The organism is Pseudomonas sp. BIGb0381 (genome assembly GCF_024809815.1).
GTDB lineage: Bacteria > Pseudomonadota > Gammaproteobacteria > Pseudomonadales > Pseudomonadaceae > Aquipseudomonas.
The window spans coordinates 352,045-364,516 of record NZ_JANUEN010000001.1 but is presented as its reverse complement, the minus strand read 5'-3'; the positions used below and the strand labels follow the sequence as shown (position 1 = coordinate 364,516).

At 61.3% G+C, this 12,472-nt stretch carries 12 protein-coding genes and 1 pseudogene; 8 read left to right on the top strand and 5 right to left on the bottom strand.

Going from position 1 to position 12,472, the window contains the following annotated elements; all coding sequences use genetic code 11:
• Positions 1-93: 93 nt before the first annotated feature.
• The gene (locus tag M2397_RS01760) at positions 94-729 is read right to left on the bottom strand and encodes a response regulator transcription factor (protein WP_131698327.1); all 636 of its coding nucleotides are present in this window, start codon (positions 727-729) and stop codon (positions 94-96) included.
• 207 nt (positions 730-936) lie between these two features.
• Entirely contained in the window at positions 937-1,185 is a 249-nt protein-coding gene (locus M2397_RS01755; protein WP_145622915.1) for a hypothetical protein, read from the bottom strand.
• A 629-nt stretch (positions 1,186-1,814) separates the two neighbouring features.
• On the opposite strand from M2397_RS01755, the gene M2397_RS01750 reads away from it, so the two are divergent.
• The 8 genes and pseudogenes from M2397_RS01750 to M2397_RS01715 all read left to right on the top strand — a co-directional run bounded on the left by M2397_RS01750 (position 1,815) and on the right by M2397_RS01715 (position 9,531).
• A complete protein-coding gene (locus tag M2397_RS01750; protein ID WP_131698329.1) occupies positions 1,815-2,441 on the top strand; it encodes a DUF1120 domain-containing protein in 627 nt (208 codons plus the stop codon).
• Positions 2,442-2,483: 42 nt separating this feature from the next.
• Positions 2,484-3,098 (top strand): DUF1120 domain-containing protein, encoded by a 615-nt coding sequence (locus M2397_RS01745; protein WP_131698330.1) that lies wholly within the window; start codon positions 2,484-2,486, stop codon positions 3,096-3,098.
• A gap of 31 nt (positions 3,099-3,129) precedes the next feature.
• On the top strand, positions 3,130-3,750 hold the full coding sequence (locus tag M2397_RS01740; protein WP_259242183.1) for a DUF1120 domain-containing protein: 621 nt from the start codon (positions 3,130-3,132) through the stop codon (positions 3,748-3,750).
• An 89-nt stretch (positions 3,751-3,839) separates the two neighbouring features.
• A complete protein-coding gene (locus tag M2397_RS01735; protein ID WP_259242182.1) occupies positions 3,840-4,466 on the top strand; it encodes a DUF1120 domain-containing protein in 627 nt (208 codons plus the stop codon).
• A gap of 32 nt (positions 4,467-4,498) precedes the next feature.
• The gene (locus M2397_RS01730) at positions 4,499-5,203 is read left to right on the top strand and encodes a fimbria/pilus chaperone family protein (protein WP_184744593.1); all 705 of its coding nucleotides are present in this window, start codon (positions 4,499-4,501) and stop codon (positions 5,201-5,203) included.
• Between the two features lie 79 nt (positions 5,204-5,282).
• Positions 5,283-7,715 (top strand): fimbria/pilus outer membrane usher protein, encoded by a 2,433-nt coding sequence (locus M2397_RS01725; RefSeq protein WP_259242181.1) that lies wholly within the window; start codon positions 5,283-5,285, stop codon positions 7,713-7,715.
• Positions 7,716-7,726: 11 nt separating this feature from the next.
• The gene (locus M2397_RS01720) at positions 7,727-8,866 is read left to right on the top strand and encodes a DUF1120 domain-containing protein (protein ID WP_259242180.1); all 1,140 of its coding nucleotides are present in this window, start codon (positions 7,727-7,729) and stop codon (positions 8,864-8,866) included.
• Between the two features lie 17 nt (positions 8,867-8,883).
• Positions 8,884-9,531 (top strand): annotated as a pseudogene (locus M2397_RS01715) (DUF1120 domain-containing protein).
• Here the strand turns inward: M2397_RS01715 and M2397_RS01710 are convergent.
• From M2397_RS01710 to M2397_RS01700, 3 genes are all read right to left on the bottom strand, one after another.
• A complete protein-coding gene (locus tag M2397_RS01710) occupies positions 9,528-10,793 on the bottom strand; it encodes a CynX/NimT family MFS transporter (protein ID WP_131698336.1) in 1,266 nt (421 codons plus the stop codon). The pseudogene M2397_RS01715 and the gene M2397_RS01710 sit on opposite strands and share 4 nt — an antisense overlap.
• Positions 10,783-11,442 (bottom strand): FadR/GntR family transcriptional regulator, encoded by a 660-nt coding sequence (locus tag M2397_RS01705; protein ID WP_131698337.1) that lies wholly within the window; start codon positions 11,440-11,442, stop codon positions 10,783-10,785. Before M2397_RS01705 ends, M2397_RS01710 begins: the two co-directional genes overlap by 11 nt.
• A 260-nt stretch (positions 11,443-11,702) precedes the next feature.
• Positions 11,703-12,467 (bottom strand): amino acid ABC transporter ATP-binding protein, encoded by a 765-nt coding sequence (locus M2397_RS01700; protein ID WP_003171943.1) that lies wholly within the window; start codon positions 12,465-12,467, stop codon positions 11,703-11,705.
• Positions 12,468-12,472: the final 5 nt, after the last annotated feature.

Genomic DNA, 12,472 nt, shown 5'->3' with positions numbered 1-12,472 from the left:
CAGGTTCCAAACCAGGGGTTTTAAGCCGTCCAAGATAGTCCGGGCGCCGGTAAAACTCTATCGCCATTTACACCGGGAATGACCCACCCGGCGCTACGGCACCATGCCGCAGCTGCGGGCATAGGCAAACAGATCCACGTCGGTGGAAATGCACAGCCGGCTCATGGCGGTGCTTTTCTGCTTGCTGATCGTGGAAATACTGCGATTGACCCGGGCCGCAATCTGGCTGACGGTCATGCCGCTGGCCAGCATCCTCACCACTTCGCGTTCCTTGCTGGATAACTGCGGCTGTTGCAGTTGATCTCCGGTGCCCGCCTCCACCAACTGGGCCCGCAGGCATTCACTGACAAATGTCTCGCCCTTGATCACTGTACCGATGGCGGTGGGCAGCTCCCTGGCCGAGGCGCTCTTGGCGACAATCGCCCGTGCCCCATGGGCAAAGGAAGCACGCAACGTCGCCACATTGGCAAACATGGTGACCAGAATCACCGGCAAATTAGGGTACTGGCGTCGCAACAATCCCAGCAACCCGTAGCCGTCCGCCTGCTGACCACCCGGCATGGCGAAGTCAGTCACCAGCACGTCACACGCCACCGTACTCAACAACCGGAGTAACTCATCGGGACCGTCGGCCTCACCGACCACTTTGCATCTACCGCCCGCCTCAATCACCACCCGTTGCCCGATGCGCACAATGGGGTGATCGTCGGCAATAATTACACGCAGCATAAATACCCACGAATGATGGCAACTGGAATTGGCGCAAAAATACCTGTGTCCTCGCGCGTCAACAACCACTCGGTGCGACACGTTCCGGACCGCGACCCGTGTTTGATAGCTGACAAACTTATACCTACAAAACAAAAAGAAACTACCTACATACAAAGCCTCCAACACAAAGGGGAAACATCCTACAAGACTCTCTATTCCAAGGATTCATAACCGGCTTAGATAAGCAATGTATACGCGCAAGTTACGCTGAAAGACTTGCAACTGCGGCATGTTCGCCACCACACCACGGGCCTGGACTCGAGCGATCAACTGCTCGGCGCGGCGCTCCAGGTCAACGCCCCCGACGAACGCCAGGCTGCCCACGAGTCGGTGCAATCGCTCCACCACCAATGACGCATCGGCGCGGGCCTGCGCCAGGTCCAACAACGCGTTGTCTTCACGTGCTTCATCCATCAGGCTGGCCAGCGCCCGGTTCACCATCTCATCACTGCCGAAAATGTCGATCAGGCGGGCACGCGTCGGCCACGCGATCGCACCTGCACAACACGCCGGCGCCTCCACTAGCGGTGGTGGGGGCGAGGGTGCCAACTTCAGGACAGGTACTTGATTGGAAAATACCCTTGTCACCATGGTCACCTCACTGCGCTTACATTGATTGTTCAGCCCATGAGTTCATCAATACCCATCTGAGTGGGGTTGGAAGATGCAACAGCCAGATCAACGAACAGCGTGCAAAATTCCCGTGGCGCTCATATGACTGTCATAAGCAACAATGAATATCCCTAAGGATGTAAAAAAGACGATACAACAACTACGAAAAATCTAGTTTTCCTACGACTAAGAACATAAATTCCCACGAACTAACGCCCAAATACCTGTTACTTCGATTGTCGTAATAGTTGTATTTCCCCCATCCCGCCCCCCGGCTAAATTGCCGCCACCCCGCAAAGAGGGAATGGTCTCGCTGACTTAAGCGGCCCTGACCAAATACAACCCGCCGCCTTGCTCGCCGCCTTCGCCGAAAGACCGGACGATGCCGTGCGCGCGCTTTATCAGCCAGCCCTGTAGTGGAACGTATAGAAATGAGCAAGTCCCTAATCCTGTTGAGCGCCGCCCTGTTGCTCACCAGTGCTACATCCACCTTTGCCGCCAGCAGCGTGGACCTGACCGTCAAGGGCCTGATCACTCCAAGCGCCTGCACCCTCACACTGCCGGGTACGGTCGACTTCGGGAAGATCTCGGCCAAAGACTTGAATCAGGACGGAACGACACGACTTGAAGACAAAACCCTTCAGTTGACGGTGAACTGCGAGGCCCAGACTCTGTTTGCGATCAATCCAGTCGATAACCGGGCCGGGACATCGTCCAACAGCAACATCGCAGGCTACGGGCTGGGACTGATCAACGGCACGGAAAAACTCGGCTTGTATGTCGTGATCGTGCGTAACCCGGTCGCCGATATCCCGTCCGATATGCTGCAATTTCGCGACGGCGCATGGCGGATGCAATGGGACGATGACTACGTCGCGCCGAACCGATTGATTGCATTCGGCAGCTTCGTTCCGGATGTCGGTTACTTGCCCCACCCCCTCGAAAATGCCTCCGTGGAAGTCTTGTTCAACACCTGGATCGCCCCGGCAAACACCCTGACCCTGACCGACGAAGTCGCTCTGGACGGTTCGGCGACCCTGGAAGTGAAGTACCTGTAACCCGACGATCCGTTGAACCCTCCTGACAAGGAAACCGTGCCTATGAACGCTCTAGCCTCACGGCTCATGCTGATGCTGCTGTTCACTCCGCCAGCGTTTGCCGCCAGCACCACCGATCTGACAGTCAAAGGCAGCATCACTCCCAGTGCCTGTGCCCCACTGGTCTCCGGTGGCGGTGTGATCGAATTCGGGAAGATGTCGGCCAAGTCGCTCAATGCAGAGCAACACACCGTGCTGCCCAACCAAAGCATGCAATTGAGTGTGCGCTGCGAAGGGCCGACATTTTTCACCCTCAATACCATTGATAACCGCACTGGCTCGTCGGCCAACCACGATCATTGGCATGGCCTGGGTATGACGCCAAACGATGAAAAGCTCGGCGGCACCGCCTTTCACCTGTACACACCGGTGGCGGATGGCATTGCCGCAACCATCATTACTTCAAGCGATGGCGGTGTGACTTGGGAGCCGACCAATCAGCTCAATCACATGAAACTGACGGCCGTGGCAATCGGCGATCAGCGGCTGCCTATCGCCGTTCGGGACTTTGACGCCGAGATCCGCCTGTATACCCATGTCGCCCCTGCCGACACCTTGACCCTGCTGGACGAAGTCCCCATCGACGGGCACGCCACGGTCCAGCTCAAGTACTTGTAACCACCCTCTTAGCGAAAGGAGTTCGATCACCATGAAGATACTGCTCAGTACCGTCGCCACCAGCCTGATGCTGCTGACCTGCGCTTCCACCTATGCGGCCTCCACCGTAGACCTGACGGTCAAGGGCCTGATCGTGCCCAGTGCCTGCACACCCAACCTGACCAGCGGCGGGGTCATCGACCACGGCAAGATTTCCGCCAAAGACCTGCGCCCGGATAACGCCACGCACATCGGGACTCACGTCATGACCATGGCGGTAACCTGCGATGCACCGATTCAATTTGCCCTGCACTCCGTCGACAACCGTGCCGGGTCATCGATATCCACCTCCGACTACGGCCTGGGCCTGATCAACGGCACCCAGAAACTCGGCTGGTTTCAACTGACGCTGCGCAATGCCGTCGCCGACGGTACGCCGATGCAAACCATTGCCTCCGAGGACGGTGGCAATACCTGGTACAGCGAAAAACTCTGGGACGCAGGCTTGTATATGTCGGTCGCCACGATGGATGACGCCACACAGCCGGCCTCGGTCAAGGAACTGGTGACGGAGCTGGTGGTGGATACCTCTATCGCCCGCACCGATGGCTTGGACCTGAGCAACGAGGTCACCCTCGACGGTTCGGCCACCCTTGAAGTGAAGTACCTGTAAGCCCATGGGCGCCCATGCCTGGCGTGATTCGCAGGCCTGGGCGTGTTTTTCGTATCGCCCGCATTCACCTCGACACGTGGCGCCTTCCCATGAACACGCTCCCTCGCCTGCCGGCGGTTTTGCTCTTGCTGACAACCACTCATCCGGTCTTCGCTGCATCCGCTGTCGACCTCACCGTAACCGGCCGCCTGACCCCGGATGCCTGTCACGTCACGCTGTCAGACGAGGGTACGGTCGACCACGGGAAAATCCCCTCCCATACGCTCAACGCCAGCGAGTTCACCGCCCTGCCCAGCCGCGTGCTGGAGCTGAATGTGCAGTGCAGCCGACCAATGCTGTTCACCTTGGTGGGGCTTGATAACCGAGTGGAGTCTTCACTGGCGCCCGGATCGTTCTACGGCCTGGGCAAAAACCCCCACGCCCCGCAGGAGCGCCTGGGATCCGTGGCAGTGTCTTATCAAAACCCGGTAGGCGACGCGCAGTCCCTACAGGTGCTGGCCTCCAACGATAATGGTGAAACCTGGGCCCCGGAGCCCAATGCCTACCCCAAAGCCTACATGGGCTTTGCGCCGCTCGGTGATCGCCAGCCCGACTTTATCGGCCAACTGCGCGCTCAGTTGCGCATCGACACCGCCATCAACTTTGCCCAGTACCTGACCCTGAATCAGGAAGTTCCCCTCGATGGCTCCATCGTGCTGGATCTTCGTTACCTCTGATTTTTCACACAGCCCCAATGGAAAACCCCGTCATGACGACGACATTGTTCAACACCGCCACCTGCTTCTTGGCCCTGACGCTGCTGCTTGCCACGGGTGCACAGGCTGACGGCATGGTCCCGGACACCTCCGTCGTGATCGTTCACGAAGCCGAGGGTGAAGCCGCTGTGTCGGTCACTAACACCGATAGCCAACTGGCCCTGCTCCACGTCACGCTGGAGGACATTCCCGAAGACCCCGAGCCGCTGCTGGTGGTGACTCCGCCGCTGTCGCGGGTGGAGCCGTCCAAATCGCAACTGGTGCGTTTCATTTTGCAAAGCCCCCAACCGCTGCACACCCAACGGCTCAAGCGCGTGATTTTCGAAGGTATGCCCCAAGGCCGATCGGCGACCGAAGCCGGACACGCGCGGGTCGGCGTGACGGTACGTCAGAACCTGCCCGTCATCATTCACCCCAAAGGGCTCGCCCCCAACCGCACGCCCTGGACCGGCCTGACCTGGTCACTCAACGGCGGTACGTTGCAGGTGCGTAACGACACCCCTTATGTGGTGCGACTGGCCCAGGAACTGCGCCTGTTGCCTGGCAATGGTCGAGCGATGTTGCCGCGCACCTATGTGTTGCCCGGGGAACACCTGAGCATTGCAGCCACCGGCGGTGCGGCCAGTACAGTCCGGTTGCAGCCGGCAACGGTCTATGGCTTTGCCGTAGGCGCTTATGAAGCGCCCCTCACCTTCTGACGAAAACCCCGGGCGTCCAGGCGCCTGTATCACGAAGTGACGGCTCACTGACCGTCACCACACCCTTCGAGTGCCTTTCGTGAAAACAGTATTGAGTTACCGTGACGGCGAAGCCCTGCCCGACAGGCCACCCCGTTTTGCACTGCCGACGATACTGTTGGCGTGCGCACTGCTGCCCACCAAGGCCTGGGCGGATGAACGACCGAGCTTTGATGCCACCACCTTGCACCAACGTGGAATTGATCCGACGCTCGCCAACCTGCTGCTGGACGCCCCGCGTTTTGCCGCAGGACGGCATGCCGTGAGCCTGCTGGTCAATGGCCAGCGCCGCGGGCGACTGGAGGTCGGCTTTGATCAAGACGGTGCCTTGTGTTTCGACCGTGCGTTGCTGGATCTCGCCAACCTGATCATTCCCGACGACAGCGAGCGCTGCCACGCCTTTCTCGACCAGTACCCGCAAACCCTGGTGGAACCGGACCCCGCCACGCTCACGGTGTCGCTGGTGGTACCGACTGAAGCGCTACGACCGCTGCAGCAGGACGTCTCAGGGTACGAAACCGGTGGTTTTGCCGGCCTGCTCAATTACGACCTCACCGGTTTTTATAACCGCTTCGGTGACGACAACAGCCGGTTCGGTTCGGCCAATACCGAGGTAGGGTTCAACGCCGGCGACTGGGTCGTACGCAGCCGCCAGGTACAGACCTGGCAGGATGGCCTCTCGCGCAGTACGCATCTGGAGGCCTATGCCCAGCGTACCTTCGCCAGCCATCAGGCGGTGCTGCAAGCGGGGCAAATCAACCTCTACAACCCGGTGTTGTCAGGGGCGCAGATCACCGGGGTCCAGGTCCTCACCGAACAGGCCCTTCAAGAACAAGGCCAGGGCGCGACCATCGACGGTATCGCCAACAGCCCTGCGCAAGTCGAGGTGCGACAGAACGGTGCGTTGATTCATTCCACGGTGGTTCCCGCCGGGCCGTTTTCGCTGACCGATGTACGGCGCCTGAACTCACGCTCTGACGTCGAAGTCACGATCAAGGAAAGCAGCGGTGGCGAGCGCCGCTTTACCGTACCGGCGGCCATGCTCGGCCTTGGGATGGCGGCGCCCGGATACTCGGTGGCGGCGGGACGGGTGCGCAATATCGGTGACGGCCAAGGCGACGAGCCTTGGGTAGTCAGCGCGGGCTGGACCGGTGCCGTGCACCCGCAGCTGTCCTTGGGCAGCGGCGTGCTGGCGTCCAGCGAATACCGGGCTGCGGGTGTGAGCCTGGGTTGGCTGCCATGGTTGGACAGCCAAGTCCAACTGTCCACCCAGGTTGCCGACACCAAGGCGCCGCACGCCGTACGTGGCGTGCAAACCGACCTGTCATGGTCCCAGCGCTTGAATGATCAATGGTCGTTCAGCGCCGCCAACTCCTGGCGTTCACCGGGTTATCGCGAGCTGGAGGAAGCGACCTACGCGCCTGAATCTACCCAGCAACGACGCTCCCGTTATCGCGACCAACAAAGCGCCACGCTGGGCTGGTCCCACCCATGGCTGGGCGCATTCAGTGCCGGGGTTTCGCGCTCCAGCAATTTTGACGGCAACACCAGCAGCCGCGGCCTGGCGTCGTGGGGCACGAACGTCGGCGGGGTATCGCTGTCGGCGAGTGCCGAATGGCAGATGGGCGGACGCCAGCAGCAGGACAATGCCGTCTACCTGAATGTCAGCCTGCCCCTGGGCGAGAGCCGTCGAGTGCGAGCCTGGGTACGCAACTCGGGCGGCGAACATCGCACCGGTGTGGGGTTGAATGAACAGATCGACGATCAACTGAGCTACCGCGTCAGCGCCGAACATGACACCCGTGACGAACAGGTGGAGACCACCCTCGGTCTTTCGGCACTGCCCCGCTACAGCCAACTCGACTTCAGCTACAGCCGCGCCGATGCCGAACGCTCAAGCTATCAAGGCAGTGCCCGAGGCGGCGTGGTGCTGCATGGCGCCGGGGTGACGTTGTCGCCGTATCCGGTGCGTGACACCTTCGCCCTGGTCTCGGTGGGCGAGATGAGCGGCGTAAAACTGAGTACCCCCAGCGGCCCGGTCTGGACCGATTGGCAAGGCCAGGCCGTGGTTCCCCACGTGAGCGCCTATGGCCGCAGCCCGGTTGAAGTACAGCCCCGTTCACTGCCGCGCAATGCCGATATCAACAACGGCCTGGCGATGATCTCGGCCGGGCGTGGTGCAGTGGATCGGGTCGATTTTGCCGTGACATTGACTCGTCGGGTGTTGCTCACCGTACGCACCGAACACGGTGCACTGCTGCCCCGTGGTGCCTCCGTCAGTACCGATGCGGGCGAGTTCGTGACCCTGGTCCAGGACAGTGGCCAAGTGTTTCTACCCAACGTCCTGGAGCAATCAGGGTTGTGGGTCAGCGCGCCGGGATTGACGCGCTGCCGACTGCAGTTCGAGTTACCGCCCAAGGGCGACCCCCTGGTGTATTTCGAAACCGCGCCCGCACGCTGCACCCCTTCATGAGGAAGATCGCCATGCCCTTTATTCGCGCCCCATGGCTGACGGCCGTCTTGATGACCGTCAGTCTCGTCGGCACCGCCTTGGCCGACGACGAGTGCCAGTTGAACATCAGCGAACCTTTGCTGGACTTCGGGCTGATGAAGCGCCTCGCACAAAACGACAGCGCCCCCCAACGCCTGCTCGGCGAGCGCCGCTTGAGCCTGAACCTCAACTGCCCGGAAACGACGGACATGAGTGTGTTCTATCGGGCCCTGGCGGCCGACGCACAACGCCTGCAATTTACCGAACACGGCAGTTATGCAATTGAAGTCAGCGATGGCGTGCTGGATGGCCGGACGGTTGAGCTGGGGTTGCTGCAGGCCGCCGCGCAGCCGCCCGCCGCCATCGGTAGCGCAGTGAATTGGCGCCCGGGCTATGGCGTGGCGCCGGTGCAAGGCGGGGCCGTGCTACGGGGTAAACACCTGTCCTTGCAACTGAGCCTCAGCGCCTGGGCGGACATGGCGGCCACCCATGTCCGCGAGGCCACCACGTGGGAAGTGTCCGGAACATTCGACGCCCACCAGAGCGGTCGCTATCGGGAGTTGACCCTGCGCGCCCACTTTGCGCCCGCCGCCTGCACACCGCAGCTCTCCAACGGCGGCCTGGTGGATTACGGCACGCTGCTGGCCAAGGACCTGAGCGCCACCCACGAAAACCCGCTGCCCACCCGCCCGCTGCAATTTTCCGTCGGCTGTGATGGGCCGGCACGCTTCGCCTTGCGCATGCACGACAACCGCGACGGCTCGGCCACGGGCGGCACCGATGAAACCGCTTATGGATTGGACCGGGATAACAGCCAGAACAAGATCGGCCGCTTCTACGTGAACATTGACCCGGCAGACTTTGTCGCCGATGCCTACGGCACGCTCTATCGCACCGACTCCACCAGCAATGGCACGGCCTGGAGCAGCGCAAGTGCCAGACAGATCCCTATCGCCGCCAACAGCTATATGGGCTTTACCGACAAGTCCGGCAGCACCCAGGGGCCCGTTGCGATCCAACACCTCACCGGCACCCTGCGCATCAAGGCTTACCTGGCCCCCCTGCAATCGCTGGACCTGCGCCAAGTGGTGCAGATCAATGGTTCCGGCACTCTCGAAATCATCTACCTCTAGCCTGTGGAGCTTCCCTCGTGAACACGTACTGCCTGAGTTTTTCTGCCCTGCTGCTGTGCTCAGCCCAGCCAGCGCTGGCCGCTTCCTCCGTGGACCTTAACGTCAAAGGCCGGATCACGCCGACCGCCTGCACACCGCTGCTGTCCAGTGGCGGGGTGATCGACTACGGCAAGCTGTCCCAACAAGACCTCAACGTCGACAAGGGCACACGCCTGCCGGTCAAGCAGCTGCAAGTCAGTATCGGTTGCAACGCGCCGAGTCGCTTCGCCCTGCGCATGCGCGACAATCGCGACGGCACGGCCACGGTCAACAGCGAGATTTACTATGGGCTGGGGCTGGACAAAAGCGGCAACCGCATCGGTCTCTATTCCTTGAGTTTCGACCCTCGCCAGACCCAGGTCGACACCACCGCGCCGGTCTAAGGGACCGAATCCACCACCGGTGGCATAGCCTGGCGCACGGCCGACCTCAACACGATCGACATAGGTGCCAACAGTTACCTGGGCTTCACCGACACGGCCGGCAGCACAACCGGCCCGTCAGCGATCCGGGAGCTGATCAGCACGGTCAAGGTCGAAACCGTGATCAACGCCACGAAGAACCTGGACCTGAGCAGCGACACCTTGCTCGACGGCTCGGCGACGCTGGAGGTGGTGTATCTCTAGCGTTTCTCGCTGCTGACCTGCACATACAGCGCCCGCCCCGCGCCCAGCCCGGCGATGATCGCACCCACGCCGATCACCGCGAAGATCCAGCCAATGGCCGACCAACCGCCGGTCCAGTCGTGCACCAGGCCCACCGCGAATGGACCGACGGACGCGAGGGTGTAACCGAAGCCCTGGGCCATGCTCGACAGGTTGGCGGCCACATGGGAATCACGCGAGCGCAGCACGATCAAGGTCAGCGCCAGGCTGAACGTGCCGCCCTGCCCCAGGCCGAGCAGAATGGCCCAGCCCCACAGACCGTCCAGCGGTGCATACAGGCAACCGAACAATCCAACCAGGGTGAACAGCATCACCACCACAATCGCCAGGCGCTGGTCCTTGCCGCGCGTGGCAAGCCACGGTGCGGCCAGGGAACTGAACAACTGCATGATGATGGAGCCGGACAACGCCAAACCGGCTTCGGTGGCACTCAGGCCACGACCGATCAAAATCGACGGCAGCCAGCCAAACACGATGTACGACAGGGACGATTGCAGACCCATGTACAGGGTGACCTGCCAGGCCAACGGGTCACGCAACAGGCCCTTCACTCGGTAGGCGACCTGGTGGGCGCCGTGTTTCTGGCCGACCTGCGGTAACCAGAACAACGCTGCCACCAACGCCGGCAGAATCCAGAAGCCCAGGCCAATGGTCCAGCGGTCGCCGAAGTAATGACTCAGCGGCACCGTGGCGCCCGCCGCCAATGCTGCGCCCAGACACAGGGCCATGGTGTACACACCGGTCATGGCGCCGGCGTGTCTGGCGAAATCGCGCTTGATGATGCCCGGCAGCAATACGCCGATGATGCCGATGCTCGCACCGGCAATCAGGCTGCCGGCGAACAACCCCACTTCGCCAAACGAACTGCGCAGGATGATGCCGGCGGCCAGGCTCAGCAAAATCCCCAACACCACTCGCTCGGCGCCAAACCGCCGGGCCAGGATCGGGGCCATGGGCGCGAACAAGCCGAGGCACAACACCGGCAAGGTGGTCAGCAAACCGGCCTTGGCCGCCGACAATCCCAGGCTGCTGGAAACCTCGGCCAGCAACGGCGCCACGCTCGACAACGCCGGGCGCAGGTTCAACGCCACCAGGATCAGGCCCAGCAGCAACAGCCAAGGGCGGCTTACCAGCGGGTGACTGGCTTGCACCACTTCGTCATCGGCTTCGGCGTCGATCAACAGCTCTTCCAACTCGGTCGTACGTTTGGTTTCAGGGTTCATTGATCAACTGCCGGCAAAGGGATTTGGCGCGTTCCGCGTCCTGGTGTTCCACGGCTTCGAGCAGGGCGATATGCAGGTCGAACACCGCCTGGCGGCGCGGCGAAATGTTCAGGGTCTGGCGCAACTGGGCGCCGACGATGGCGGAAAAGTACTGGTACAGCTCGCTCAATGCCGGGTTGTGCGCGGCGTCCACCAGGCGTTTGTGGAATACCAGGTCGGCGCTGATATAGGCCTCCAGGTCACCGTGGTACAGCACCGCGCTGGCTTTGAGTGCCTCGTGCAAACCCGTAAGGTCGGCTTCGGTACGGCGCAACGCCGCGAGCCCGATGGCCTCCACTTCCAGGATCTGCCGCGTCTCCTGCGCCTGCTCCAGGCTGCAGTGAGATAACGCGCGCATGGCCCCCAGCGGGTCGGTCATGGAGCGCAGGTAACTGCCGTCGCCCTGGCGGATCTCGATCAACCCGGAGAACGCCAACACACGCATGGCTTCGCGCACGGTGTTGCGGCTGATGCCCAGCTCGGCGGCCAGCTCCGGCTCGGTGGGCAGACGTTCGCCGACGGCCCACCTGCCTTCGCTGATGCGCCAGCGCAATTGCTCAAGGGCCTGGTCCACCAGGGAGCGTTTGATCAGGGGAGCGATGTCAGTCATGGGATGCAGGCTTTCGTCCAATCATAGGATGAATTTTCCTACAGCCTATTCAGAGTTGCCTACAAAGGCAACGCACTAGGGTTCTTAGGCTGGAAAAGGAGCAGTATTTTCGATTGGTACAATTACCCTTAGAGGGTAATTATTCAGCGCAGGTGTCTTATGGAAAAGTACACACCTCATTACGATCTGGCGGTGATCAAGGCCTCCTGAACAGACAAAAATAAACCCGGCCAGGCCGGGTTTATTTTTTCAAGCATCGATCAATGCAGGATCTGGCTCAAGAACAGCTTGGTCCGGTCATTCTGCGGGTTGTCGAAGAAGTCATTCGGCGCCGCCTGTTCGACGATCTCGCCCTTGTCCATGAAGATCACGCGGTTGGCCACGGTGCGGGCGAAGCCCATTTCGTGGGTCACGCACAACATGGTCATGCCGTCTTCGGCCAGGCCGATCATGGTATCGAGTACTTCCTTGACCATTTCCGGGTCGAGGGCCGAGGTCGGCTCGTCGAACAGCATGATTTTCGGCTTCATGCACAGGGCACGGGCAATCGCCACACGCTGTTGCTGGCCGCCGGACAGTTGCCCCGGAAACTTGTGGGCCTGCTCCGGGATGCGCACACGCTCCAGGTAGTGCATGGCGATTTCCTCGGCCTTGCGCTTGGGCATCTTGCGCACCCACATCGGCGCCAGCGTGCAGTTCTGCAGGATGGTCAGGTGCGGGAACAGGTTGAAGTGCTGGAACACCATGCCGACTTCGCGGCGAATCGCTTCGATCTGCTTGAGGTCGTTGGTCAGCTCCACGCCATCGACCACGATGCGGCCCTGCTGGTGCTCTTCCAGACGGTTGAGGCAGCGAATGGTGGTGGACTTGCCCGAACCCGACGGGCCGCACAGCACGATACGCTCGCCCTGCTTGACGTTGAGGTTGATGTCTTTCAACACGTGGAACTGGCCGTACCACTTGTTGACGCCCTGCATCTGGATAATGCCTTCAGGGCTCACAGGCTGTTTGATCGCTTCGCTCATAACAT